Genomic DNA, 25,760 nt, shown 5'->3' with positions numbered 1-25,760 from the left:
GGCAGGGGATGATTTATTCTTTTAATAATGACAATAACGACCGGCAGCGGCCGGCAGGCAAACACAACCCGAGAAAAATTATTGAGGATTTATGGCACACAAAGAAAAACCGCAAGGGCTACACCGAGGCCTTGAGGCCCGGCATATCGAGCTTATCGCTCTGGGGGGCACCATCGGTGTCGGCCTGTTTATGGGGTCGGCCAGTACGCTGAAGTGGGCGGGGCCGTCGGTGCTGCTGGCTTACATCATCGCCGGGCTGTTCGTGTTCTTCATTATGCGTTCGATGGGAGAAATGCTGTTCCTCGAGCCGGTCGCGGGCTCGTTTGCCGTTTACGCGCATAAGTACATGAATCCCTATTTCGGTTACCTGACCGCCTGGGGCTACTGGTTTATGTGGATTGCCGTCGGCATTTCGGAGATCACCGCCATCGGGGTGTATGTGCAGTTCTGGTTCCCGGAAATACCGCAGTGGGTGCCGGCGCTGATCGCCGTGGCAATGGTGGCGCTGGCCAACCTGGCGGCGGTGCGCCTGTATGGGGAACTGGAGTTCTGGTTCGCCATGATCAAAGTCACCACCATCATCGTGATGATTCTGGTGGGGCTGGGGGTTATCTTCTTCGGCTTCGGCAACGGCGGTGAACCTATCGGTTTCGCCAATTTGACGGCGCACGGCGGTTTCTTTGCCGGCGGCTGGAAAGGCTTCCTGTTTGCGCTGTGCATCGTGGTGGCGTCCTATCAGGGGGTTGAGCTGGTGGGTATCACCGCCGGGGAAGCCAAGAACCCGCAGGTGACGCTGAAACGCGCGATCAACAATATCCTGTGGCGCATCCTGATCTTCTATGTTGGCGCAATCTTCGTCATCGTCACCATCTTCCCGTGGAATGGCATCGGCACCACCGGCAGCCCGTTCGTGCTGACCTTCGCCAAGATCGGCATCGTTGCCGCCGCCGGCATCATCAACTTCGTGGTGTTGACCGCCGCGCTCTCCGGCTGCAACAGCGGCATGTACAGCGGCGGCCGCATGCTGTACGCCCTGGCCAAGAATCGCCAGCTGCCGGCGGCGCTGACCAAGCTTTCCGCCAGCGGCGTGCCGGTGAACTGCATCGCCGTCACCATCGGCTGCCTGTTGGTGGGTTCCGCGCTGAACTACATCATCCCGAATCCGGAGCAGGTGTTCGTCTATGTCTACAGCGCGAGCGTGCTGCCGGGCATGGTGCCGTGGTTCGTGGTGCTGATAAGCCAGCTCTATTTCCGCCGCGCCCATAAGGAAGCGATCAAAAATCACAGCTTTAAGTCGATCATGTTCCCGTATGTGAACTATCTGACCATCGCTTTTCTGATTTGCGTGCTGGTCGGCATGGGAATCAACCCGGATACGCGGATTTCCCTGCTGGTCGGGGCGATTTTCTTGGCCGGCGTCAGCCTGTGCTACTTCGCTTTCGGCATGCACAAGAAACATCATCCGGCTGAAAATCGGGTAGAAACGCGCCAATAAATGGTGAAAAGGGGCTACGGAGTGCGCTTTTGTGCGCGGGAGTGAGCAAAGCGTAATCAAACGCAACATTTCTGCGAAAAAGCACTAGACAGAATTGGCGTAAATCCGTAGTATCCCCTCCCGCAACGGCGCTACGCGCCCGTAGCTCAGCTGGATAGAGCGCTGCCCTCCGGAGGCAGAGGTCTCAGGTTCGAATCCTGTCGGGCGCGCCATTAAGTTTGTGCGCAGGAGCTGCGGTGGTAATATTACCGCGTGAGTAAGAAGAAGTAGTAATGGTGGCTATAGCTCAGTTGGTAGAGCCCTGGATTGTGATTCCAGTTGTCGTGGGTTCGAGTCCCATTAGCCACCCCACTTCCTAACGAAGTGAAGATTTAGCAGTATTTTGTGACAGTGCGAAGGTGGCGGAATTGGTAGACGCGCTAGCTTCAGGTGTTAGTGTTCTTACGGACGTGAGGGTTCAAGTCCCTCTCTTCGCACCACGCAAAATATCTGATAAATATAAGATTTATATGGACAACGGTCTGATAAATCAGGTAGTATGAGCAACACAAATCGGCGAGTAGCGCAGCTTGGTAGCGCAACTGGTTTGGGACCAGTGGGTCGGAGGTTCGAATCCTCTCTCGCCGACCACATTCGAAAAACCTGCTTTTTAAAGCAGGTTTTTTTTCGTCTGTCGTTTATGAGGATGAGTACCTCCGCAGGAGGTTCGAGCCTCGCGAAGCGAGACAACGTTGCTTCAGCAACGGCCCGCAGGGCGCGCATCAAAGATGCGCGTAATCCTCTCTTGCCGACCACTCTCAAAGAAACCGACGCAAGTCGGTTTTTTTACGTCTGTCGTTTATGAAAGCAAGTTCTTCTCAGCATGACGAAGGGAACATCGACAAGCCCGTGCAGCACCGCACGGGCTTTTTGCCTTCCTGGGGAGCATCTGGTGTCGGCATGCAAACGTGTTGATTTTCAGCGACAATACCATCCTGCGTTGTCGTCAGGCTGAGACAAATAATTCATTGATTTTAAAAGATAAAGCTAGCTTTGACTTAAGTCGTCGTTTCGAGGCGACAACCTGATACAGGCCGCCGGCAAGGAACACCAGAGAGTGATTTGTGACGGGAAGGGAAGAGTTAAATAAAAAATCAATAATTTCAATATATTGAGCTATATTTTTCTATATGAGAGCCTCAATTTAAAAGTTGGCACGCCAAGTGCAATATCTCTTGCGTAGATGCTCATTCCACTTCTTATGTTCGCCTTAAGGCCTCATAAACCCTGGGAATGACGCAGAGCCGATTTAGGGTGCCTATCGCCCACGAGAACGATGACTAACCCGTCATCACGCTCAGGGCAGAACGTTGAGTGAGGCACCGCCCCTGTTGTCCTAGACCTGATTGCTTCTTTATACACTTGCCCTGCGGCAAGTGTTTTTTTTTGCGCTTCAGAAAGCCATTGGGCAAAAAAAAGCGCGGCATCGGCGCCGCGCTTTTCTCTCTCGGGCAGGGCGTTATTCGCCGCCGTTCTGTTTCAGCGTCAACATCAGCCCCTCACGCCGCATCTGCGCCGCTTCATCCGAACGATGCAGTTTTTCCAACGTATCGGCCAACCAGGCGTAGTCGTAGGCATCCGGGCGCTGTTTCAGCGCTTCGCGGAAGGCGTCGGCCGCTTGCTGCCACTCACCGTGCTTCATCAGCAACTGCCCCAGCGTGCTGTTCAGCAGCGGCGTCGCGCCGTGTTGTTTCATCTGCTGACGCAGCGCTCTTTCCAACTGCTCGGGGTTGCCGGATTTCAGCCGCGGCAGCAACAGCACCAGGCGCTCGTCGTATTGGCGCTTCAGGCTGTCGAGTACAATCTCCTGCGCCAGTTCGTGGTCGTTGCATTCGATCAGGTGTTCCACCATCGCGATTTGCAGCGGCACTTCGTGACGCGTCTTGCGGCTCTGATCTTTCCACCAGCGCTTCAGGCCTTCGCTGCCTTCGTCCGCCATCGCTTGATTCATCAGCCCGATATACGCCTGTTGCTGCAATGCCTGCAGCTGTTCTTCGCTGTGGAGTTCGATTTTTCGCATCGACGGCAGCACTTCCAGCAGCGACGCATAGGCGCCGGTGCGCAGATAGGCTTGTTCCGCCAGACGCAGCACTTCCGGATGACGCGGCGCCTGGTTCAGCAGGCGATCGACGCCGTGGCGCGCGGCGTGGTTCTCGCCCTGCGCCAACTGGATACGAACCCGGGTGATGTCCACCGGCAGCTGATCGTTGTCGGCCGCTTCGGCGGCGCGCTCCAGATACTGATTGGTACGGAAGTCGTCGCCGCGTTGCTGTGCGGCCTCGGCGGCCAGCAGGTAGTTCACGACCGGCTGTTCGGCGTGGTCGGCGTTGCGCGTCATCAGCTTCTCGACCTGCTTGTAGTCGCCTTCCGCCAGCTTGATCAGCGCGGCTTTGGTTTGCTGGCGCGCGCGGGTGCGCTTGCGGCCGATAAACCAACCGCGCGTGCGGGCGCCGGTACGGAAGAGACGGCGCAGGATCCACTCGATCGCCAGCAGCACCACAAACAGCAGCACCAGCATAATCACCAGGCCGGTGACGCTGGTTTCAATATTGTAATTGTCGGTCTGGATCAGCACATAGCCCTGATGCCCGGCCAGCATCGGCCCGAGCACCACGCTGGCGATCACCACCAGGAACAGAAATAGCACGCGTAACATGGCTTAACCCTCCTGGTGAGCGGCAGGGGACTGGGTCATCAGGTTGCGCACCCGGGTCTGCATCACTTTTTCCAGCAGCGGCTGGCTTTTCAGCTGATCCGGCACGTCCATCGAGATCGACTGTTGGCTCAGGCTGTCCAGCTCTTCCAGGAAAGCCTTGGTCGCCGGATCGGTCGTGTCGAAATAGGCGCGCACCCAGGTGGACACGGTTTCCAGCGATTGCTTGTAGGTCTCGTTCTGGTGACGCGGGATGGCCTGCGCGGCCACCAGCAGGCGCGAACGGATGTTTTCGCGCAGGTAGATGTCCTGGTTCGGTGCCAGCAGCGGCTCGGCGCTGGTGTCGCGGCGACGGATGGTGATGAAGTCGGCCATGAAATTGCGCCAGCTCTTGGCCAGGTTCTGCCGCCACTCGCCGATCGAGCTGGAGAGTTCGCTGCTGTTTTGATCCATCGGCGCTTCGTCGGTATCGTTATCCGCCAGACGCAGGTTATCCACCTGATTGGACAGCTGATTGACCTTGAGGATGATGCCGTCGTAATCGACCTGGGTCAGCGTAGAAAGCGTGCTGATGTCTTCGGTAATGGCGCGGCGCACGTCGAGCAGGCTCGGATCGTTCATGTCCGCCAGGCTGGCGTCGGCGCTTTTCAGCAGCGCGGCGGCGCTGGTGACGTCCTGATCGCTCCACAGCTTGCGGCCGGCCATTTTCACCAGGAAATCGGCCTGCGCCAGCAGCCAGGTTTTAGCGTCGCTGCCGGAGATGGTCGCCACTTTTTCCTGCAGTTCGCTCAGCTGGCGCGCCAGATTCGCCTGCTCGCGATCGGCGGCGTCCAGGGTTTTACCCTGCTGCTGCAACAGGCCCTCCAGCGCATTTCTTTCCTGCTGTTGGCTCTGCTTCACGCCTTCAAGCTGCTGCTGCAGCGCCTGATTGGCGGCGATCAGCTGTTGCGCCTGCTTGTGCGTGTGGTAATAGCCGCCCGCGCCGAGGGCGATGACCAGCACGATAGCGATCGCGCCGAGCACCGGGCCGGTGTTCTTTCCTTTGCGGCTGGCAGCGGCTGGCTGCTGGGAGCTCTCAACCGCGGTGGTTGGCTCTTCAACCGGGGCGGATGGGGTATTTTGTTCCGTCATAGTGGCACATCCCATAGTCAGATTATTGTAGCGCGCGGATCAGCGCGTCATTATCGGCGTTGTCAGCTACCCGAATCGTACGCCAGCCCAAGTCCCGGGCGAGGGTAGCCAGGCGTTCGCTCACTACTACCAGGCGGCAACGCAGCAGCCATGAAGAACGATAGTAATCAGGAACTAACGTATAGAGCTGTTGTAACATTTCACCGCTGGTCACCACCAACGTATCCACACCGGCGCGCTGCCAGTGGGCGCTTTGCTCGCTACCGTCGTAGTGCACCGGGCTGCGTTGATAGCATTCATAATAGCTGACGTCGGCGCCACGCTCGCTCAGCGTCGTGCCCAGCAGCTCGCGGCCGCCGTTGCCGCGCAAAATCAGCGCGCGTTTGCCTGCCAGCTTTTGCAGCGCCGGCAGCAGCAGCAGCGTTTCGCTGATCTCGCGTTCACGCGGGTATTCCACCGGCAAACTGCTGACGCAGTGCAGCGCCAGCCCGGTGGTGCGGCCGATGGCGTAATAAGTCAGGTGCGCGGGCCAGCTCAGCCCGGCGCGGCCGATGACCGAATCGGCATAGTTCACCGAATGCTGCGACAGCACGAACACCAGATCGCCGGCGCTAAGCTGCTGCAACGCTTGCGGCAGCTGCGGCAGATCGCTGCCGGGGGCGAAGTCGATCAGCGGTGCATGATAGGCAACCCGGCCGAGTGCGCGCAGCCGGCTTACTAACTGCTCGCCCGAAGGCGATGGGCGGGTTACCAGGATCGTCATGCCGGCGGATTTCCCTGGTAAACTTCGCGCAGGATCTCGCGTGCGCCGCGCGCCAGCAGCTCTTCCGCCAGCTCAACGCCCATCCGTTCGGCCTCGGCGGCCGGGCCGCGGCGTTCGCCGCGCACCATCTGGCTGCCGTCCGGCGCGCCGACCAGGGCACGCAGCCACAGGCTGTCGCCATCCAGTTCGGCATAGCTGCCGATCGGCACCTGGCAGCCGCCTTCCAGACGGGTGTTCATCGCCCGTTCGGCGCGTACGCGGGTTTCGGTGGCAGCATGGTTCAACGGCACCAGCAGAGCGCGGGTGACGCTGTCGTCGAGGCGGCATTCAATGCCGACCGCACCCTGGCCGACCGCCGGCAGGCACTCTTCGGCGCTCAGCGGGCTGCGGATGCGTTGCTCCAGCCCCAGGCGTTTCAGGCCGGCCACCGCCAGAATAATCGCGTCGTAATCGCCGTTGTCCAGCTTGGCCAAGCGAGTGCCGACGTTGCCGCGCAGGTCGCGCACGATCAGATCCGGGCGGCGTTCACGCAGCTGGCACTGGCGGCGCAGGCTGGAAGTGCCGACCACGCTGCCCTGCGGCAGCTGATCGAGCGAGGCGAAACGGTTGGAAACAAAAGCGTCGCGCGGATCTTCGCGTTCGCAAATGGTGGTCAAACCCAGGCCGGCAGGGAAATCGACCGGCACGTCTTTCATCGAGTGCACGGCGATGTCGGCGCGGCCTTCCAGCAGCGCCAGCTCGAGTTCTTTAACAAACAGGCCTTTACCGCCGACTTTCGCCAGCGGCGTATCCAGAATAACGTCGCCGCGGGTGACCATCGGCACCAACTCGACCTGCAGGCCGGGATGGCAGGCCATCAGACGTTGCTGCACATAATGTGCTTGCCAAAGTGCAAGCGGGCTTTGTCGGGTGGCAATTCGAATAATTTTGTCTAACATGCTTGTTACCGTTTTTATATTTCGCCATCCATCCTACCACTGAGAGCCAATACTGTCAGTGCAAGAAGCCGGAGGCGGAAAAAGGACAACGGAATCAAAGGGACGTGTGATGTGCTTTGGGGCAGTTAACACTGCGGGTAAATCGTTTAGGGAAGCGCTACAATAATTGTGAAGCGTTACCTCCTTTACGGTCAATCAGCAAGGTGTTAAATTGATCACGTTTCCAGCAATAAGTCGCCAAATATTCTTCTTACACTAACGGCGCTTATGGAATACGGGTTTTTTTCTAAACACCGGGATAATCAGGCGAGACGTCTTGTACCTCTACATCGAGACATTGAAGCAGAGACTGGATGCGATCAATCAGCTACGCGTCGATCGCGCCCTAGCGGCTATGAAGCCCGCATTTCAACGGGTATACAGTCTGCTGCCCACCTTACTGCACCACCACCACCCGCTGATGCCGGGTTACCTGAACGGTAACGTTCCCCACGGCATTTGCCTCTACACGCCTGATGAAACTCAACAAGATTACCTGAACGATTTAGAAGACAAATGGGGCAGCCCGTTTGACAAACCGGCCAGCGGCGAGCTGCCGATCACCGGCGTCTACTCGATGGGCAGCACCTCGTCTATCGGCCAAAGCTGCAGCTCGGATCTCGATATCTGGGTCTGCCACCAGTCCTGGCTGGACAACGAGGAACGCTCCCGCCTGCAGCAAAAATGCAGCCTGCTTGAGAAGTGGGCCGCCTCGATGGGGGTGGAAGTCAGCTTCTTCCTGATCGACGAAAACCGCTTCCGCCATAATGAAAGCGGTAGCCTGGGCGGCGAAGACTGCGGCTCGACGCAGCATATCCTGTTGCTCGACGAATTCTACCGCACAGCGGTGCGCCTGGCCGGCAAACGCATCCTGTGGAACATGGTGCCGGGCGAAGAAGAAGCGCACTACGATGAATACGTGCTGTCGCTGTACGCGCAGGGCGCGCTGACGCCGAACGAGTGGCTTGATCTCGGCGGCCTGAGTTCGCTGTCGGCGGAAGAGTACTTCGGCGCCAGCCTGTGGCAGCTGTACAAGAGCATCGATTCGCCTTACAAGGCAGTGCTGAAGACCCTGCTGCTGGAAGCCTATTCCTGGGAATACCCCAATACCCAGCTGCTGGCGACGGACATCAAACACCGCCTGCATCAGGGGGAGATCGTCAGCTTCGGGCTCGATGCCTATTGCATGATGCTCGAGCGCGTGACCCGTTACCTGACCGACATCAACGATACCACCCGCCTCGATCTGGCCCGCCGCTGTTTCTACCTGAAAGTGTGTGAAAAGCTGTCGCTGGCCAAGGCCTGCGTCGGCTGGCGGCGCGAGATCCTCAGCCAGCTGGTCAGCGAGTGGGGCTGGAGCGAAGAGCGTCTGGCGATGCTGGACAACCGCGCCAACTGGAAAATCGAACGGGTGCGTGAAGCGCATAACGAGTTGCTCGACGCGATGATGCAGAGCTACCGCAACCTGATCCGTTTCGCCCGCCGCAACAACCTCAGCGTCAGCGCCAGCCCGCAGGATATCGGCGTGCTGACCCGCAAACTGTACGCGGCGTTCGAGGCGCTGCCCGGCAAGGTGACGCTGGTGAACCCGCAGATTTCGCCGGACCTGTCGGAAAACGATTTAACCTTTATTCACGTGCCGGTAGGCCGCGCCAACCGCACCGGCTGGTACCTGTATAATCAGGCGCCGGCCATGGATTCGATCGTCAGCCATCAGCCGCTGGAATATAACCGCTACCTGAACAAGCTGGTGGCCTGGGCCTATTTCAACGGCCTGCTGACCCCGCAGACCCGCCTGCACATCAAGAGCGGCAACCTGTGCGACACCGCCAAGCTGCAGGAACTGGTGGCCGACGTTTCTCATCATTTCCCGCTGCGCCTGCCGGCGCCGACGCCGAAAGCGCTGTACAGCCCGTGCGAAATTCGCCATCTGGCGATCATCGTCAATCTGGAAAACGATCCGACCGCCGCCTTCCGCAATCAGGTGGTGCACTTCGATTTCCGCAAGCTGGACGTGTTCAGCTTCGGCCAGCAGCAGCAGTGCCTGGTGGGCAGCATCGATCTGCTGTATCGCAACTCTTGGAACGAAGTGCGCACCCTGCATTTCAGCGGCGAACAGTCGGTGCTGGAAGCGCTGAAAACCATTCTCGGCAAAATGCACCAGGACGCCGCGCCGCCGGAGTCGGTGGAAGTGTTCTGCTACAGCCAGCACCTGCGCGGCCTGATCCGCACCCGCATCCAGCAGTTGGTGTCGGAGTGCATTGAGCTGCGCCTGTCCAGCACCCGCCTGGAGCCCGGCCGCTTCAAGGCGGTACGCGTCGCCGGGCAGACCTGGGGGCTGTTCTTCGAGCGCCTGAGTGTGTCGGTGCAAAAGTTGGAGAACGCGGTGGAGTTTTACGGTGCGATCTCCAACAACAAGCTGCACGGCCTGTCTATCAAGGTGGAAACCGATCAGGTGCATCTGCCGCCGGTGGTGGATGGCTTCGCCAGCGAGGGGATCATCCAGTTCTTCTTCGAAGACACCTCGGACGACAAGGGCTTCAACATCTATATTCTGGACGAGTCGAATCGGGTGGAGGTGTATCACCACTGCGAGGGCAGTAAAGAGGAGCTGGTGCGCGACGTCAGCCGCTTCTACTCCTCATCGCACGATCGTTTTACCTACGGCTCCAGCTTCATCAACTTCAACCTGCCGCAGTTCTATCAGATCGTGCAGCTCGACGGGCGCACGCAGGTGATCCCATTCCGCAGCAACGTGCTGTCCAGCCTGTGCGTGACGGTGGCCGATGGCGCCGCGCAGCCGCTCAAACAGCAGTTCCAGCTGCATTGACGCCGCAAGGGCTCGGTTGCCGAGCCCTGCATCGCCTCAGGAAAAATGCAGTTCCTCACCGGCCTGTGCGCTGGCCGCTTCGCTGAGCAGCTGATAAAACGGCTGCCCGCTGCGATCGCATAGCCAGACGCCGTCGCGGTAGTTGAAGTGGTAACCGCCGGCCTTGGTGGCGAGCCAAACCTGGTGCAGCGGCTCCTGGCGGTTGATGACAATTTTGGTGCCGTTTTCGAAGCTCAGCGTCATCACCCCGCCATTGGTTTCGTAATCGATGTCCGCATCGCCGTCAAAATCGTCCAGTGTCTCTTCAATATTCAGCATCAGCTGGTCGGCCAACTGATGAAACTCGCTGTCGTTCATATTCAATTCCTATTGCTTTTCATGATCCACCTGCGATTATAGAGACCTTGGACGCATGAATTACAGGCATTAATGCAAATGAAAAAACAACTACGCTATGCGCTGATCGCAGTTCTGCTGACCGGCCTCGCCGGCTGTGGTCTGAAGGGCCCGCTTTACTTCCCACCTGCCGATTCCGCCGGCCAAAAACCGGCCAAGCCGCCGGTGCAAACGGGCGATCAGGTGCAAAAGAACCAGCAGGAGCAGTCTGGCTCTCAGCAAAAACCGTCGATGGTCGACCAGTAACACCCTGTTTGCGGTGGCGAGCGCCGCCGCAAAATCAAGACGGATAGCGCGTCCAGATAGCGGAGTATGATATGCAGTTCTCCAAAATGCACGGTCTGGGCAACGACTTTATGGTGGTCGATGCCGTTACACAGAATGTCTATTTTTCACCTGAGCTGATCCGCCGGCTGGCCGATCGGCACCTGGGCGTCGGCTTTGACCAGATGCTGGTGGTAGAACCGCCTTACGATCCCGAGCTGGATTTTCACTACCGAATTTTCAACGCCGATGGCAGCGAAGTGGCGCAGTGCGGCAACGGCGCGCGCTGCTTCGCGCGCTTTGTGCGGCTGAAAGGGCTGACCAACAAGCGCGATATCCGCGTCAGCACCCAAACCGGGCGCATGGTGCTCAGCGTCACCGACGACGATCTGGTGTGCGTCAACATGGGCGAGCCGAACTTCGATCCGCAGGCGGTGCCGTTCCGCGCCGCCAAGGCCGAAAAGACCTACATCATGCGCGTGGCGGAACAGACCGTGCTGTGCGGCGTGGTGTCGATGGGCAACCCGCATTGTGTTTTGCAGGTGGATGATGTAAAAACCGCCAAGGTGGAGCTGCTTGGGCCGGTGCTGGAAGGGCATGAGCGCTTCCCGGAACGGGCCAACATCGGCTTTATGCAGGTGGTCAGCCGCGATCACATCAAGCTGCGCGTTTACGAGCGCGGCGCCGGCGAAACGCAGGCCTGCGGCAGCGGCGCCTGTGCGGCGGTGGCGGTGGGGATCCAACAGGAATTGCTGTCAGAAGAGGTGCATGTAGAACTGCCGGGCGGCAGCCTGCATATTCGCTGGAAAGGGCCGGGCAACCCGCTGTTTATGACCGGCCCGGCAACCCATGTCTATGACGGATTTATTCATCTATGAAGAGCGTAGAAGAACAGAGCGTCGCCGGCCTGGCGCTGGATGACGACACCGTGATGCAGTATCTGCTGCAGAACCCGGATTTCTTTATTCGCAACGCACGCCAGGTTGAGCAGATGCGCGTGCCGCACCCGGTGCGCGGCACCGTTTCGCTGGTGGAATGGCATCTGGCCCGCCAGCGCAATCACATCGAACGGCTGGAAGAAGAGATCACGCTGTTGATGGAACAGGCCAGCGCCAACGAAGGGCTGTTCGCCCGGTTGCTGCACCTGCAGGCCGATTTGGCCACCGCCGACAGCCTGCAGGACATGCTCAACCGGCTGCAGCGCTGGGCGCGCGGCTTCGGTTTGGCCGGTGCTACGGTGCGCCTGTTTGCCGAACGCTGGAAGATCGGCGCGCCTTCCGACTTCACCCACCTGGCGCTGACGCGTTCGGCGTTCGAGCCGTTCCGCATTCAGCGGCTGGGCAGCGAACAACACTACCTCGGCGGCCTGAACGGCCCCGAACTGCTGCTGCTGTTGCCGCAGGCCAAACAGATTGGCCAGATTGGCTCGGTGGCGCTGTCGATGCTGGGCGACGACGGCGAACTGGGCATGGTGATCTTCAGCAGCCGCGATACGCAACACTATCAGCAGGGCATGGGCACGGTGATGCTCAATCAACTGGCGCGCATGCTGCCGGAACTGCTGGAACGCTGGGTCGAACGCGCATGACGCCGATTGCGCCCAGCTTGCAGCAGCCGGTGGACGCTTTTCTGCGTTATCTCAAGGTAGAACGGCAACTCAGCCCGCTGACGCAGCTCAGCTATTCGCGCCAGCTGGCGGCGCTGATGCGCCTGGCGCAGGAGATCGGCGTCACCGACTGGACGGCGCTGGACGCCGCCCGGGTGCGCATGCTGGCGGCGCGCAGCAAACGCGCCGGCCTGCAGTCCGCCAGCCTGGCGCTGCGGCTCTCTTCGTTGCGCAGTTTCCTCGACTGGCTGGTCAGCCAGGGCGTATTGCACGCCAACCCCGCCAAAGGCATCCGCACGCCGCGTAGCGGCCGCCATCTGCCGAAAAACATCGACGTCGATGAAATGAACCAGCTGCTGGAGATCGATCTCAACGATCCGCTGGCGGTGCGCGATCGCGCCATGCTGGAGGTGATGTACGGCGCCGGCCTGCGCCTCTCCGAGCTGGTGGGGCTGGATTGCCGCCATGTCGACATGGCCGCCGGCGAGGTGTGGGTGATGGGGAAAGGCAGCAAAGAGCGCAAATTGCCGATCGGGCGCACCGCCGTCACCTGGCTGGAACACTGGCTGGCGATGCGCGATCTGTTCGGGCCGGAAGATGACGCGATGTTCCTGTCCAATCAGGGGCGGCGCATTTCGACGCGCAACGTGCAAAAGCGCTTCGCCGAATGGGGTGTGAAACAGGGCGTCAACAGCCATATCCACCCGCACAAGCTGCGCCACTCCTTCGCTACCCACATGCTGGAGTCGAGCGGCGATCTGCGCGCGGTGCAGGAGCTGCTCGGCCACGCCAACCTGACCACCACGCAAATTTATACCCACCTCGACTTTCAACATCTGGCGAACGTGTACGATGCCGCGCATCCGCGCGCCAAACGGGGGAAATCCTGATGCATTTTTATCGCCCGCTGCGCCCGCTGGCGGCGTTGACTTTCGATCTGGACGACACGCTGTATGACAATCGCCCGGTGATTAGACAGACCGAACAACAGTCGGTGGCCTTCCTGCAGAGCTACCATCCCGGTCTGAACAGCTTCCAGTCGGCGGATTTCCACCGCCTGCGCCAGGAGCTGCGCGAACAGGATCCGGAGATCTACCACGACGTCACCCAGTGGCGCTGGCGCGCCATTCATCTGGCGCTGAGCCGGCAGGGGCTGCGCGATGCCGACGCGGCGATCGGGGCCGATGCGGCGATGCAAAACTTCGCGCTGTGGCGCAGCCGCATCGAGGTACCGGAAGCGACCCACGCCACGCTAAAGGCGCTGGCCGCGCGCTATCCGCTGGTGGCGATCACCAACGGCAACGCCGATCCGGCACAGTGTGGCCTGGACGGCTATTTCCAGTTCGTGCTGCGCTCCGGGCCGGACGGGCGCGCCAAACCGTACCAGGACATGTACCACCTGGCCGTCGAGCGGCTGGGCGTGGCGCCCGAGCAGATCCTGCACGTGGGCGACGATCTGACTACCGACGTCGCCGGTGCGCTGCGCGCGGGGCTGCAGGCCTGTTGGATCAACGATCGGCAACGCTGCTTGATGCAGGCTGCCGACAGCCGCCTGCTGCCGCATATTGAGATTTCGCAGTTGGCATCGCTGACAGCATTGTTATAATCCCTGCCAGAACTCTGTATAAATTTCCAGTGAAAAACCCGTCAGCGGCGGGTTTTCCCTTAACCATTAGTGGTGCCTATGGACGTCTCCGATCTGCTCGACAGCCTGAATGAAAAACAACGTGAAGCCGTGGCGGCGCCGCGCAGCAACCTGTTGGTTCTGGCCGGGGCGGGCAGCGGCAAGACCCGGGTACTGGTGCATCGCATCGCCTGGCTGCTGTCGGTGGAGAACTGTTCGCCGTATTCGATTATGGCGGTGACCTTCACCAATAAGGCGGCGGCGGAAATGCGCCACCGTATCGAACATCTGATCGGCACCAGCCAGGGCGGCATGTGGATCGGCACTTTCCACGGCCTGGCGCATCGTCTGTTGCGCGCCCACCACCTGGAAGCCAACCTGCCGCAGGATTTCCAGATCCTCGACAGCGACGACCAGCTGCGGCTGCTCAAGCGCATCATCAAGGCGCTGAACGTCGACGAGAAGCAGTGGCCGCCGCGTCAGGCGATGTGGTACATCAACGGCAAGAAAGACGAGGGCCTGCGGCCACAGCACGTCGAGACCTACAACAATCCGGTAGAGGCCACCTGGCTGCGCATCTATCAGGCCTATCAGGAAGCCTGCGATCGCGCGGGGCTGGTGGATTTCGCCGAGCTGCTGCTGCGCGCACACGAGCTGTGGTTGAACAAGCCGCATATCCTCAACCACTACCGCGAACGTTTCACCAACGTGCTGGTGGACGAATTCCAGGATACCAACAGCATCCAGTACGCCTGGATCCGTCTGCTGGCGGGCGGCAACAGCAACGTGATGATCGTCGGTGACGATGACCAGTCGATCTACGGCTGGCGCGGCGCGCAGGTGGAAAACATCCAGCGCTTCCTGAAAGATTTCCCCGGTGCGGAAACCATCCGCCTGGAGCAGAACTACCGTTCCACCAGCAACATCCTGAAAGCGGCCAACACCCTGATCGCCAACAACGACGGGCGCATGGGCAAAAACCTGTGGACCGAAGGCGGCGAAGGCGAACCGATCTCCATCTACTGTGCCTTCAACGAACTCGACGAAGCGCGCTTCGTGGTCAACCGCATCAAGACCTGGCAGGACAACGGCGGGGCGCTGAACGACTGCGCCATCCTGTACCGCAGCAACGCCCAGTCGCGCGTGCTGGAAGAGGCGCTGCTGCAGACGGCGATGCCGTACCGCATCTACGGCGGCCAGCGCTTCTTCGAACGCCAGGAAATCAAGGATGCGCTGGCTTACCTGCGCCTCATTTCCAACCGCAACGACGATGCGGCCTTCGAGCGCGTGGTCAACACCCCGACGCGCGGCATCGGCGATCGTACCCTCGACGTGGTGCGCCAGGCGGCGCGCGATCGTCAGCTGACGCTGTGGCAGGCGACGCGCGAGCTGATGCAGGACAAAGTGTTGGCCGGCCGCGCCGCGTCGGCGCTGCAGCGCTTTATCGAACTGGTGGAGTCGCTGGCGCATGAAACCGCCGACATGCCGCTCCACGTGCAGACCGACCGGGTGATCCGCGATTCCGGGCTGTTCATCATGTATGAGCAGGAGAAAGGCGAAAAGGGGCAGGCGCGCATCGAAAACCTTGAGGAATTGGTGACGGCAACGCGCCAGTTCAGCTATCAGGAAGAAGATCAGGATCTGATGCCGCTGCAGGCGTTCCTGTCGCATGCGGCGCTGGAGGCGGGCGAAGGCCAGGCCGACGCCTATCAGGACGCGGTGCAGCTGATGACCCTGCACTCCGCCAAGGGCCTGGAGTTCCCGCTGGTGTTTATCGTCGGCATGGAAGAAGGCATGTTCCCGAGCCAGATGTCGCTGGATGAAGGCGGCCGTCTGGAGGAGGAGCGCCGCCTGGCCTATGTGGGCGTAACGCGCGCCATGCAGAAGCTGACGCTGACCTATGCCGAAACGCGCCGTCTGTACGGCAAAGAGGTTTACCACCGGCCGTCGCGCTTTATCGGCGAGCTGCCGGAAGAGTGCGTGGAAGAAGTGCGCCTGCGCGCCAGCGTATCGCGCCCGGTCAATCACCGCCGCATGGGCACGCCGATCAGTGAGAACGATACCGGCTACAAGCTGGGCCAGCGCGTGCGCCACCCCAAGTTTGGCGAAGGCACCATCGTCAATCTGGAGGGCAGCGGCGAGCACAGCCGGCTGCAGATCGCTTTCCCGGGCGAGGGCATCAAGTGGCTGGTGGCGGCCTACGCTCGCCTGGAAACGGTATAAAGAGCGGGGAGAGTTGCAGGGGCACGCCCCTGCAATCGTTATCAGTGAGGGTAGCGATCGCCGACCTGCGCGGTGGCATACCAGCGCATCACCGCTTCGGTGCCTTCGCCGCCTTCCTGCGGCGCCCATTGCATGCAGTCCTCTTCGGTCAGCGCCTGATACGGGCCCTGCTTCACTTCGAACACCACGCCGCCGGCATCGACCGACAGCACCGCATGCCAGGTAAATGCCGGCATCTCCAGCACTTTGGTTTCTTCGCCGAGCAGGGTGCGCTGCGTCACGACGCCGTCATCGTTGAACTGCAGCACGACAAAACGGCCGCGCAGCGGCGTCAGCAATTCCCAGGTTTGCGGGTGACGGTGCGGGCGGATATAGGTGCCGGGTTCCATGGCGATCGCCAGGCGTTGCACCGGGTCGCTCAACTCTTCGTGTAAAGTGCGGTGCGCGCGCAGGCGGGCCACGCTGGCGGCCTGTTCGCTCATCGCGGTCAGTTCATGGGCGGTAATCTGTTTCATCATTTAAATCCGCATGCTTGTCGTACCATTAGGGTGATGTCATCTTAACAACATTCTTGGTGGTGGTAAGCGATCGCCGCGACTTTTTTCAGCACGGTTTAAGCGCCATTTTTACCATTGATCATCGTGATGATTTGTTGCGCAATTATCCCGCCTAACGTGTTGACAGGCTTTTTCCTCTCGGCGTAACATGCGCGCACTATTATCATTGAGGACAGACGCCTTGGACACACCCAGTAGATACTGGCTCACTGACCTGCGCCGCAGGTATAACTTCTAAGGCTCTCCGTTTTTGCTGATAGCCTTCGTGGTTGTCGGCGACCCCGCAAAGCGTCGCTATGAGTCAGATCTCTTCATGGTCTGAAACAAATCGGTGATACGCATCCCCTCTGTTTCTGTGCTTCAACGCGTTGTCCACACCCGTTACCTTCACGGAGTTTTGGCACATGCTGAGCGCTTTTAAATTAGATAACCGCCGCTTGTCCCGTCTGGAGCTGGACGACTCGGATGATCTCACGTCATCGCTGTGGGTTGACCTGGTCGAGCCGGAAGAGGGCGAGCGTGAGCGCGTGCAGAATGAGCTGGGACAAAGCCTGGCGACGCGTCCCGAGCTGGACGACATCGAAGCCTCCGCCCGTTTCTTCGAAGACGAAGACGGTCTGCATATCCACTCCTTCTTCTACTTTGAAGATGCGGAAGATCACGCCGGCAACTCCACGGTGGCGTTCACCATCCGCGATGGCCGCCTGTATACCCTGCGCGAGCGTGAACTGCCGGCGTTTCGCCTGTACCGCATGCGTGCCCGCAACCAGACCATGCTCGAAGGCAACGCCTACGAACTGCTGCTGGATCTGTTCGAAACCAAGATTGAGCAGTTGGCGGACGAGATAGAGAACATCTACAGCGATCTGGAACAGCTCAGCCGGGTGATCATGGAAGGGCATCAGGGCGACGAATACGACGCCGCGCTGTCGACGCTGGCGGAGCTGGAAGATATCGGCTGGAAGGTGCGTTTGTGTCTGATGGATACCCAGCGCGCGCTCAACTTCCTGGTGCGCAAGGCGCGTCTGCCGACCGGCCAGCTGGAGCAGGCGCGTGAAGTGCTGCGCGACATCGAATCCCTGCTGCCGCACAACGAATCGCTGTTCCAGAAGGTGAACTTCCTGATGCAGGCGGCGATGGGCTTCATCAACATTGAGCAGAACCGCATCATCAAGATCTTCTCGGTGGTGTCGGTGGTGTTCCTGCCGCCAACGCTGGTGGCCTCCAGCTACGGCATGAACTTCGAATTCATGCCGGAGCTGAAATGGTCGTTCGGCTACCCGGGTGCCATCACCTTGATGATCCTGGCCGGCCTGGCCCCTTACCTGTACTTCAAGCGCAAGAACTGGCTGTAACCCGGCGGCGCCGGGCTCAGCGCAGCTTGCGCTGGGTATAGAGCGCGTCGAGGGTGAACAGGATCAGCGCCGCCCAGATAAAGCCGAAGGTCACCAGCTTGTCCTGGCCGACGGTTTCGCCGTAGAAGGTGACCGCCAGCAGGAACATCAGCGTCGGGCCGAGATACTGGAAGAAACCGAGCGTCGACAGGCGCAGCCGGGTGGCCGCCGCGGTGAAGCACAGCAGCGGCACGGTGGTGACGATGCCGGCGGCGACCAGCAGCAGGTTCAGCGACCACGGGTTGGCGCTAAGGTGGCTGGTGGGGCTGTCGGTGAACAGGAACAGATAGCCCGCCGCCACCGGCAGCAGCCACAGCGTTTCGATCAGCATGCCGGTCTGGGCGTCGATGGCGATTTTCTTGCGCAGCAGGCCGTAGAAGGCGAAGCTGAACGCCAGCCCCAGACCGATGATCGGCAACGAGCCGAACTGCCAGAGCTGTACCAGCACCCCGGTGAACGCCAGCGCCACCGCCACCCACTGCATGCGGCGGAAGCGTTCGCCGAGAAACAGCATCCCCAACAGCACGTTAACCAGCGGGTTGATGAAGTAGCCCAGGCTGGCCTCGAGCATATGGTGGTTGTTCACCGCCCAGATGAACAGCAGCCAGTTGCCGCCGATCAACAGCGCGGTGACCGCCAGCAGCAGCAGCCGTTTGCGATTTTGACAGGCGGCCCGCACTTTCGGCCAGCTGCGGCCCAGCGAGATCAGCGCCAGCATGAAGAAAAACGACCAGATGATCCGGTGGGTGAGGATCTCATCGGCGGGCACTTGCTGAATCAGTTTGAAATAGGCCGGGGCGATGCCCCACATAAAATAGGCGGCCAGGGCGAAGAAAATACCCTGACGCGTTTGCTTTGCGTCCATGACGTCACTCGGGTGGGGAACGTAAGATGCGGTGAGTGTACTGAAGACGCTCACCGCACACAATCATCAGCCGACCAGATAGGTGGCGGTGGCGCTCGCGATATGCAGGCCGTCGTGGTTATGCAGCTCTACGCGCGCGACGGCGACCTTGTTGCCGCTGCGCAGCACGCTGGCGGAGGCGACGAAGTGCTCGCCGCGGCCGGGGCGCAGGTAGTCGACGCGCAGATCGATGGTGCCCATGCGCGACAGCTTGGCGGCGATCTCCTCTTCGATCAGCGGCTCCAGGCGCGTCAGCACGCCGCCGGCGCAGGCCAATCCGGCGGCGACGTCAAGCACTGCGGCGATCACGCCACCGTGCAGAATTTCCTGTGCCGCGTTGCCCACCAGCTTGCGTTGGTTGGTGAAGCTCAGCTCGACGTAATCATCGTCGAAGCGGCGCAGCTCCAGGCCAAGCTCGCGGTTGAACGGCATGTGGTAGACAAAGATTTCGCCGATCTTGCGGCGGGCGGCTTCCAGGGTCAGTGGTGTGGTCGACATAGCGGGTTTCCGTTTTTCTTTTGCGTTTTAAGGGAGCTAACTGGTCAGTCCAGGTTAATGGAGTGTTGATTTTATGCTTAACCTTTGTTGCTTACCAGACTATTCCAATAAAACCGACCTGCGCTGCGGTAAAGCCCCCTTTGTGTGTAAAATGGCCTGATTTTTTCCGGGCTTGCCCTTTTTCGTTGGAGTGAGGAGAGGTTATGCGCATTTTGTCAGGGATCGTTTCCGCCACGCTGCTGATGCCGGCGCTGGCATTGGCTGAGGAAGCCAAAGAGCAGCAGATTCACGATAAGCCGGCGGTGCGCGGCAGCATTATCGCCAACCTGCTGCAGGAGCACGATAATCCGTTCACGCTGTATCCTTACGATCCCAATTACCTGCTGTACACCGACACCAGCGATATCAACAAAGAGGCCATCAAGACGTACAACTGGGCCGACAAGGCGCGCAAGGACGAGGTGAAATACCAGCTTAGCCTGGCGTTTCCGCTGTGGCGGGGCATTGCCGGCGACAGCTCGGTGCTCGGCGCGTCTTATACTCAGCGCTCCTGGTGGCAATTGTCCAACCGCGGCGAGTCTTCGCCGTTCCGCGAAACCAACTACGAGCCGCAGCTGTTCGTGGGGTGGGCGACCGATTACCGCTTTGCCGGTTGGACGCTGCGCGATGTTGAAATCGGCGTTAATCATCAGTCTAACGGCCGCTCGGATCCGACGTCGCGCAGCTGGAATCGCGGCTATGCGCGGCTGATGGCGCAAAACGGCAACTGGCAGGTGGATCTCAAGCCCTGGTTCCGTTTCTCGGAGAGCTCGAGCAACGACGACAACCCGGACATCACCAAATACATGGGATACTACCGGCTGAAGGTCGGTTACGCCTGGGGCGACAGCGTGTTCAGCGTCGACAGCCACTACAACTGGAACAGCGGCTACGGCGGCGCGGAACTGGGCTGGAGCTATCCGATTACCCGCAACGTGCGCTTCTATACCCAGGTGTTCAGCGGCTACGGCGAATCGCTGATCGACTACAACTTCCGGCAGACACGGGTGGGCGTTGGTGTCATGCTGAACGATATTATGTAATCATACCCGGTGGGTGTGTACCGATGAAAAAATGGGGAAGTGTGTGTCAACCGCAGCAGTGATTAACAGAGAGTTGCTGGCCGAGCAGGTATTGCGCGATACCTTTGGCTACCAGCAATTCCGTCCGGGCCAACAAACGATTATCAACGCCGCGATCGGCGGGCAGGATTGCCTGGTGGTGATGCCGACCGGCGGCGGCAAGTCGCTGTGTTACCAAATCCCGGCGCTGGTGATGGACGGCCTGACGCTGGTCGTTTCCCCGTTGATCTCGCTGATGAAGGACCAGGTCGACCAACTGTTGGCCTACGGCGTTTCCGCCGCCTGCTACAACTCGACGCAAACCCGCGAGGAGCAGCTGGACGTTATGGCCGGCTGCCGCAACGGCACCATCAAGATGCTGTACATCGCGCCGGAACGGCTGATGATGGAAAGCTTCCTCAGCCTGCTCGATCACTGTCCGCCGGCGATGCTGGCGGTGGATGAGGCGCACTGTATTTCGCAGTGGGGCCATGACTTCCGGCCGGAATATCGCGCGCTGGGTCAGCTGAAACAGCGCTTCCCGTCGATGCCGGTGATCGCGCTGACCGCCACCGCCGACGAGTCCACCCGCGGCGATATCGTGCGCCTGCTGTCGCTGCAGAACCCGCTGGTGCAGGTCAGCAGCTTCGACCGGCCGAACATCCGCTACACGCTGGTGGAAAAATTCAAGCCGCTCGATCAGCTGTGGCGCTTCGTGCAGGATCAGCGCGGCAAGAGCGGCATTATCTATTGCAACAGCCGCGCCAAGGTGGAAGACACCGCCGCGCGCCTGCAAAGCCGTGGCCTGAGCGTCGGCGCTTACCACGCGGGGCTGGACAACGATCGCCGCGCCCAGGTGCAGGAAGCGTTCCAGCGTGACGATCTGCAGGTGGTGGTGGCCACCGTCGCCTTCGGCATGGGCATCAACAAACCCAACGTGCGTTTCGTGGTGCATTTCGACATCCCGCGCAATATCGAATCCTATTATCAGGAGACCGGCCGCGCCGGGCGCGACGGCCTGCCGGCCGAAGCCATCCTGCTGTACGATCCGGCCGACATGGCCTGGCTGCGCCGCTGTCTGGAGGAGAAACCCGCCGGGCAACAGCTGGACATCGAGCGTCACAAGCTGAACGCCATGGGCGCGTTCGCCGAGGCGCAAACCTGCCGTCGCCTGGTGCTGCTCAACTACTTCGGCGAAGGCAAGCACGAAAACTGCGGCAACTGCGATATCTGCCTCGATCCGCCCAAGCGCTACGACGGGCTGGAGGACGCGCGCAAGGCGCTGTCCTGCGTGTATCGCGTCGGCCAGCGCTTTGGCCTCGGGTACATCGTGGAAGTGCTGCGCGGCTCCAACAACCAACGCATTCGCGAATACGGTCACGACAAGCTGCCGGTGTACGGCATCGGCCGCGATCAGACCACCGAACACTGGACCAGCGTGCTGCGTCAGCTGATCCACCTGGGCTTTATCACCCAGAACATCGCCATGCACTCGGCGCTGCAATTGACCGAGGCGGCGCGTCCGGTGTTGCGCGGCGAGGTGGCGCTGCAGCTGGCGGTGCCGCGCATTCAGAGCCTGAAGTCGCGCAGCAGCGCCAACCAGAAATCCTACGGCGGCAATTACGATCGCAAGCTGTTCGCCAAGCTGCGCAAACTGCGCAAGTCGATCGCCGACGAAGAAAACATTCCACCCTACGTGGTGTTCAACGACGCCACGCTGCTGGAAATGGCCGAACAGATGCCGATCAAGGCCGGCGATCTGCTGAGCGTCAACGGCGTGGGGCAGCGCAAACTGGAGCGTTTCGGCGCGCCCTTTATGGCGATGATCCGCGATCATCTCGACAATGACGAAGACTGAGGGCGATAAATCATGCTGATGCTGTTTCTCACCGTGGCGCTGGTGCATCTGATTGCGCTGATGAGCCCGGGGCCGGACTTCTTTTTCGTGTCGCAGACCGCCGCCAGCCGCTCGCGCCGCGAGGCGATGATGGGCGTGGTCGGCATTTCGCTCGGCATCGTGGTATGGGCCGGCGTGGCGTTGATGGGGCTGCATCTGATCCTGCAGAAGATGGCCTGGCTGCATCAGATAATCATGGTCGGCGGCGGCATTTACCTGTGCTGGATGGGGTGGCAACTGCTGCGTTCCGCGCGGGCGCAGCAAGCGCAGCCGGCGGCGGAGGCCCAGGTGGCGTTGCCGAAGGCCGGGCGCAGCTTTATTCGCGGCTTCTTGACCAACCTGTCCAACCCGAAAGCGGTGATCTATTTCGGCAGCGTGTTCTCGCTGTTCGTCGGCGACAGCGTCGGCGCCGGGGCGCGTTGGGGGCTGTTCTTGCTGATCGTCGCCGAGACCTTCGTCTGGTTCAGCCTGGTGGCGGTGGTGTTCGCGCTGCCGGCGATGCGCCGCGGTTATCAGCGGTTGGCCAAGTGGATAGACGGGGTGGCTGGCGTGCTGTTTACCGGCTTCGGGTTACACCTGATCTTTACCCGCTAACCGGCAATGAAATGCCCAAGGCCGAGCAGCGATGCCCGGCCTTTTTTGTCAGGCTTTGCGGGCGGTCGCCAGCAGCCCCGCCACCAAAATGAACAGCGAACCGAACACCCGGTTGAGCAGCTGCATTTGACGCGGGGTCTTCAGCCAGCCGGCGATGCGCGTCGCCAGGGTGGCGTAACCGATCATCACTAGAATATCCACCACCACGGTGGTGACGCCGAGCACCAGATACTGTTCGGCCTGCGGCTGATGGGGCAAGATGAACTGCGGGAACAGCGCGGCGAGGAACACGATGCTTTTCGGGTTGGTCAGGTTGACCAGCACCGCGCGGCGGAACAGGCGGCGGCGCGGCATGCTGCCCGCCAGCGCATGCAGATCCAGCGCGCCGGCGGCGCGCCATTGCTGGATGCCGAGCCACACCAGGTAGGCGGCGCCCAGCCATTTCAGCAGCTCGAACGCCAGCAGCGATTGTGATATCAGCGCGCCGAGGCCGATGCCCACCAGCACGATGTGCGCGCTCAGCCCGACCTGCAGCCCGGCGATCGACGCGGCGGCGCCGCGATAGCCGTGGCTGATGCCGGTGCTCATGGTGTTGATGGCGCCGGATCCGGGGGAGAGGCTAAGGATAAGCGTGGTCAGCAGGTAGGTTAACCACCAGTCCAAGGTCATGGTTCTCGACTCCCTGAAAGTGTCGTTTTGTGCCACAATGCGCCGAGGCGGCGCCGTTTTTTGTCAGAATTGAATCACAATACGCTAGTATGATTTCTTGTGCCAGCGGTCACATTTTCCGCCGGCTCCACAGGGAAAACGCTCTCGATGACCTCGTTCACTCTCAGCTCCGATGACTGGTTAACGCGTGAAACGCAGTTCGCTGCCTTCGCCACCGGGCCGCTGCTGGATTTCTGGCGGCAGCGCGAAGAAGGCGAGTTCAGCGGCGTGGACGGCGTGCCGATCCGCTTTGTGCGTTTCCGTTCCGCGCGGCATCAGCGGGTGGTGGTGGTCAGCCCCGGCCGCATCGAAAGCTACGTGAAATACCCTGAGGTGGCCTACGACCTGTTCCACTGCGGTTACGACGTGGTGATCGTCGATCATCGCGGCCAGGGGCGCTCCGGGCGTTTACTGGCGGATACGCACCGCGGTCATGTGGTAAACTTTGCCGACTACGTGGACGATTTCGAGCAGCTGTGGCTGCGCGAGGTCGAGTCGCGCGGTTACCGGCAGCGTTTCGCGCTGGCGCATTCGATGGGCGGCGCGATCCTGGCGCAGTTCCTGCAGCGCCGGCCGCAGGCGTTCGACGCGGCGGCGTTTTGCGCGCCGATGTTCGGCATCCAGCTGCCGATGCCGGGCTGGCTGGCCGACCGCATTCTCGACTGGGTGGAGACACGCCCGGCGATCCGTGATTATTACGCGGTGGGCACCGGCCAGTGGCGTCCGCTGCCCTATGTGGTCAACGTGTTGACCCACAGCCGCGAGCGCTACCGGCGCAGCCTGCGTTATTACGCCGACTATCCCGAGCTGCAGGTGGGCGGGCCGACTTACCATTGGGTGCGTGAGAGCATCCGCGCCGGCCGGCAGATCATCGCGCAGGCCGGGAACATCACAACGCCGCTGTTGCTTTTGCAGGCCGGTGAAGAACGGGTGGTCGACAACCGTTCGCACCAGGCTTTTTGTCAGGCTCTGTCAGACGCGGGGCGCCCTTGCGAAGGGGGGCTTCCGTGGGTTATCAACGGCGCACGCCATGAGATCCTGTTCGAGCGGGACGCGATGCGCGCCGAAGCACTGAACGCAATCCTGCGCTTCTTTGCTCAACACTTAGGCGGCGCGCTGCCGCCGACAACTCCATCAGAGGTTAGAACATAACGCTATGTATCACGTCGTCGCTTCCGATTTAGATGGCACGCTGCTGTCTCCCGACCATACCCTGTCGCCGTACGCCAAAGAAACGCTGAAGTTGCTGACCCAGCGAGGCGTGCATTTCGTGTTCGCCACCGGCCGCCACCACATCGACGTGGCGCAGATCCGCGACAGCCTGGAAATCAGCGCCTTTATGATCACCTCCAACGGCGCGCGGGTGCACAACACGGCCGGCGAGCTGATCTTCAGCCATAACCTGGACGGGGATATCGCCCGCGATCTGTACGGCATGCTGCACGACGATCCGCAGATCACCACCAACGTCTACCGCAACGACGATTGGTTTACCAACCGCGAAAGCCCGGAGCAGGAAGAGTTCTTCCAGGAGTCGGTGTTCAAATATCAGCTGTTCGAGCCGGGCCTGCTGGAAACCGATGGCGTCTGCAAGGTTTACTTCACCTGTGAAGACCACGAGCGGTTGCTGCAGGTGGAAGACGCCATCAACGCCCGCTGGGGCGATCGGGTCAACGTCAGCTTCTCGTTCCCAACCTGCCTGGAAGTGATGGCGGGCGGCGTGTCGAAAGGGCATGCGCTGGAAGAAGTGGCCAAGATCATCGGTTATACGCTGCAAGAGTGCATCGCCTTCGGCGACGGCATGAACGATCTGGAGATGCTGTCGATGGCCGGCAAGGGCTGCATCATGCGCGATGCGCATCAGCGCCTGAAGGATATGCTGCCGGAGCTGGAGGTGATCGGTTCCAATGCCGACAACGCGGTGCCGCACTACCTGCGCAAGATGTTCCTCTGAAATAACAAGGGCGCCTTGCGGCGCCCTTAAAGTAAATGATAAACCGAATGACGTTGGCGAGCTTACAGCAGGCAATAGCTAAAAAATAAGGAAAATCAATTTATTGATTTTCGACTGATATCCACAAAGGAGGAAAAACCACGCTTTTTCCTC

At 60.5% G+C, this 25,760-nt stretch carries 23 protein-coding genes, 4 tRNA genes and 1 other RNA gene; 19 read left to right on the top strand and 9 right to left on the bottom strand.

All coding sequences use genetic code 11. From position 1 onward, the window contains the following. Positions 1-91 precede the first annotated feature (91 nt). From HMPREF3138_RS15350 to HMPREF3138_RS15325, 6 genes are all read left to right on the top strand, one after another. The gene (locus HMPREF3138_RS15350) at positions 92-1,495 is read left to right on the top strand and encodes a bifunctional threonine/serine APC transporter ThrP (protein WP_038874078.1); all 1,404 of its coding nucleotides are present in this window, start codon (positions 92-94) and stop codon (positions 1,493-1,495) included. 135 nt (positions 1,496-1,630) lie between these two features. After that, positions 1,631-1,707: transfer RNA gene (locus HMPREF3138_RS15345), tRNA-Arg, on the top strand. A gap of 63 nt (positions 1,708-1,770) precedes the next feature. Further along, positions 1,771-1,846 (top strand) — tRNA-His (locus tag HMPREF3138_RS15340). Between the two features lie 41 nt (positions 1,847-1,887). Continuing rightward, positions 1,888-1,974 (top strand) — tRNA-Leu (locus tag HMPREF3138_RS15335). Positions 1,975-2,048: 74 nt separating this feature from the next. Next, positions 2,049-2,125, top strand: a tRNA-Pro gene (locus HMPREF3138_RS15330). 35 nt (positions 2,126-2,160) lie between these two features. Further along, a non-coding RNA gene (locus HMPREF3138_RS15325) (RtT sRNA) lies at positions 2,161-2,289 on the top strand. Positions 2,290-2,993: 704 nt separating this feature from the next. Here HMPREF3138_RS15325 and hemY read toward each other — a convergent pair. From hemY to hemC, 4 genes are read right to left on the bottom strand one after another with little or no spacing between them, the layout of a single operon-like run. Then, entirely contained in the window at positions 2,994-4,190 is a 1,197-nt protein-coding gene (hemY, locus tag HMPREF3138_RS15320; protein ID WP_038874082.1) for a protoheme IX biogenesis protein HemY, read from the bottom strand. A gap of 3 nt (positions 4,191-4,193) precedes the next feature. Beyond that, a complete protein-coding gene (hemX, locus tag HMPREF3138_RS15315; protein WP_038874084.1) occupies positions 4,194-5,318 on the bottom strand; it encodes a uroporphyrinogen-III C-methyltransferase in 1,125 nt (374 codons plus the stop codon). 22 nt (positions 5,319-5,340) lie between these two features. Next, the gene (hemD, locus tag HMPREF3138_RS15310; RefSeq protein ID WP_038874086.1) at positions 5,341-6,081 is read right to left on the bottom strand and encodes a uroporphyrinogen-III synthase; all 741 of its coding nucleotides are present in this window, start codon (positions 6,079-6,081) and stop codon (positions 5,341-5,343) included. After that, positions 6,078-7,019: a hydroxymethylbilane synthase gene (gene hemC, locus HMPREF3138_RS15305; RefSeq protein ID WP_038874089.1), complete on the bottom strand. Its 942-nt coding sequence runs from the start codon at positions 7,017-7,019 to the stop codon at positions 6,078-6,080. The genes hemD and hemC overlap by 4 nt, the downstream gene beginning before the upstream one ends. A gap of 316 nt (positions 7,020-7,335) precedes the next feature. On the opposite strand from hemC, the gene HMPREF3138_RS15300 reads away from it, so the two are divergent. Then, positions 7,336-9,888 carry a class I adenylate cyclase gene (locus tag HMPREF3138_RS15300; RefSeq protein WP_038874091.1) on the top strand — a complete coding sequence of 851 codons (2,553 nt, stop codon included), beginning with the start codon at positions 7,336-7,338 and terminating at the stop codon, positions 9,886-9,888. A 36-nt stretch (positions 9,889-9,924) separates the two neighbouring features. On the opposite strand, the gene cyaY is transcribed toward HMPREF3138_RS15300, so the two are convergent. After that, positions 9,925-10,245, bottom strand: a complete 321-nt coding sequence (cyaY, locus tag HMPREF3138_RS15295; protein WP_004934237.1) for an iron donor protein CyaY — start codon at positions 10,243-10,245, stop codon at positions 9,925-9,927. A 78-nt stretch (positions 10,246-10,323) separates the two neighbouring features. Between cyaY and HMPREF3138_RS15290 the strand changes: the two genes are divergently transcribed. The 6 genes from HMPREF3138_RS15290 (at position 10,324) to uvrD (ending at position 16,001) form a co-directional block, all read left to right on the top strand. Then, complete coding sequence (locus tag HMPREF3138_RS15290) at positions 10,324-10,530, top strand: LPS translocon maturation chaperone LptM (protein ID WP_080213369.1); 207 nt, start codon at positions 10,324-10,326, stop codon at positions 10,528-10,530. A 71-nt stretch (positions 10,531-10,601) separates the two neighbouring features. Continuing rightward, complete coding sequence (gene dapF, locus HMPREF3138_RS15285; protein WP_038874096.1) at positions 10,602-11,426, top strand: diaminopimelate epimerase; 825 nt, start codon at positions 10,602-10,604, stop codon at positions 11,424-11,426. After that, positions 11,423-12,136: a DUF484 domain-containing protein gene (locus tag HMPREF3138_RS15280; protein WP_038874100.1), complete on the top strand. Its 714-nt coding sequence runs from the start codon at positions 11,423-11,425 to the stop codon at positions 12,134-12,136. The genes dapF and HMPREF3138_RS15280 overlap by 4 nt, the downstream gene beginning before the upstream one ends. After that, positions 12,133-13,044, top strand: coding sequence for a tyrosine recombinase XerC (gene xerC / locus HMPREF3138_RS15275; protein WP_033654013.1), 912 nt, complete (start codon positions 12,133-12,135; stop codon positions 13,042-13,044). Before HMPREF3138_RS15280 ends, xerC begins: the two co-directional genes overlap by 4 nt. Further along, on the top strand, positions 13,044-13,760 hold the full coding sequence (gene yigB, locus HMPREF3138_RS15270; RefSeq protein ID WP_038874105.1) for a 5-amino-6-(5-phospho-D-ribitylamino)uracil phosphatase YigB: 717 nt from the start codon (positions 13,044-13,046) through the stop codon (positions 13,758-13,760). The genes xerC and yigB overlap by 1 nt, the downstream gene beginning before the upstream one ends. A gap of 78 nt (positions 13,761-13,838) precedes the next feature. Continuing rightward, positions 13,839-16,001: a DNA helicase II gene (gene uvrD / locus HMPREF3138_RS15265; RefSeq protein ID WP_038874108.1), complete on the top strand. Its 2,163-nt coding sequence runs from the start codon at positions 13,839-13,841 to the stop codon at positions 15,999-16,001. 41 nt (positions 16,002-16,042) lie between these two features. On the opposite strand, the gene HMPREF3138_RS15260 is transcribed toward uvrD, so the two are convergent. Next, positions 16,043-16,516: a WbuC family cupin fold metalloprotein gene (locus HMPREF3138_RS15260; RefSeq protein ID WP_025160392.1), complete on the bottom strand. Its 474-nt coding sequence runs from the start codon at positions 16,514-16,516 to the stop codon at positions 16,043-16,045. Positions 16,517-16,962: 446 nt separating this feature from the next. On the opposite strand from HMPREF3138_RS15260, the gene corA reads away from it, so the two are divergent. Continuing rightward, entirely contained in the window at positions 16,963-17,913 is a 951-nt protein-coding gene (corA, locus tag HMPREF3138_RS15255) for a magnesium/cobalt transporter CorA (RefSeq protein ID WP_004934262.1), read from the top strand. A gap of 16 nt (positions 17,914-17,929) precedes the next feature. On the opposite strand, the gene rarD is transcribed toward corA, so the two are convergent. Then, positions 17,930-18,817: an EamA family transporter RarD gene (rarD, locus tag HMPREF3138_RS15250; RefSeq protein ID WP_038874111.1), complete on the bottom strand. Its 888-nt coding sequence runs from the start codon at positions 18,815-18,817 to the stop codon at positions 17,930-17,932. Between the two features lie 66 nt (positions 18,818-18,883). Beyond that, the gene (locus HMPREF3138_RS15245; RefSeq protein WP_033649641.1) at positions 18,884-19,354 is read right to left on the bottom strand and encodes a thioesterase family protein; all 471 of its coding nucleotides are present in this window, start codon (positions 19,352-19,354) and stop codon (positions 18,884-18,886) included. A gap of 203 nt (positions 19,355-19,557) precedes the next feature. Between HMPREF3138_RS15245 and pldA the strand changes: the two genes are divergently transcribed. Genes pldA through rhtC form a run of 3 tightly spaced genes read left to right on the top strand, consistent with a single transcriptional unit; the run spans position 19,558 to position 22,945 of the window. After that, positions 19,558-20,436, top strand: coding sequence for a phospholipase A (pldA, locus tag HMPREF3138_RS15240; RefSeq protein ID WP_038874113.1), 879 nt, complete (start codon positions 19,558-19,560; stop codon positions 20,434-20,436). 43 nt (positions 20,437-20,479) lie between these two features. Continuing rightward, a complete protein-coding gene (gene recQ, locus HMPREF3138_RS15235; RefSeq protein ID WP_038874114.1) occupies positions 20,480-22,312 on the top strand; it encodes an ATP-dependent DNA helicase RecQ in 1,833 nt (610 codons plus the stop codon). Between the two features lie 12 nt (positions 22,313-22,324). Then, positions 22,325-22,945 (top strand): threonine export protein RhtC, encoded by a 621-nt coding sequence (gene rhtC / locus HMPREF3138_RS15230; protein ID WP_016929486.1) that lies wholly within the window; start codon positions 22,325-22,327, stop codon positions 22,943-22,945. Positions 22,946-22,993: 48 nt separating this feature from the next. Here rhtC and rhtB read toward each other — a convergent pair whose 3' ends face one another. Next, positions 22,994-23,614 carry a homoserine/homoserine lactone efflux protein gene (rhtB, locus tag HMPREF3138_RS15225; RefSeq protein WP_033645013.1) on the bottom strand — a complete coding sequence of 207 codons (621 nt, stop codon included), beginning with the start codon at positions 23,612-23,614 and terminating at the stop codon, positions 22,994-22,996. A 147-nt stretch (positions 23,615-23,761) separates the two neighbouring features. Here rhtB and pldB point away from each other — a divergent pair, with 147 nt between their 5' ends. Next, positions 23,762-24,805 carry a lysophospholipase L2 gene (pldB, locus tag HMPREF3138_RS15220; protein ID WP_038874116.1) on the top strand — a complete coding sequence of 348 codons (1,044 nt, stop codon included), beginning with the start codon at positions 23,762-23,764 and terminating at the stop codon, positions 24,803-24,805. Between the two features lie 4 nt (positions 24,806-24,809). Then, on the top strand, positions 24,810-25,607 hold the full coding sequence (gene yigL / locus HMPREF3138_RS15215; RefSeq protein ID WP_033652427.1) for a sugar/pyridoxal phosphate phosphatase YigL: 798 nt from the start codon (positions 24,810-24,812) through the stop codon (positions 25,605-25,607). Positions 25,608-25,760 lie beyond the last annotated feature (153 nt).

The organism is Serratia sp. HMSC15F11, assembly GCF_001808215.1.
Classification (GTDB): domain Bacteria; phylum Pseudomonadota; class Gammaproteobacteria; order Enterobacterales; family Enterobacteriaceae; genus Serratia; species Serratia nevei.
This window is presented reverse-complemented; position numbering and strand designations above follow the sequence as displayed.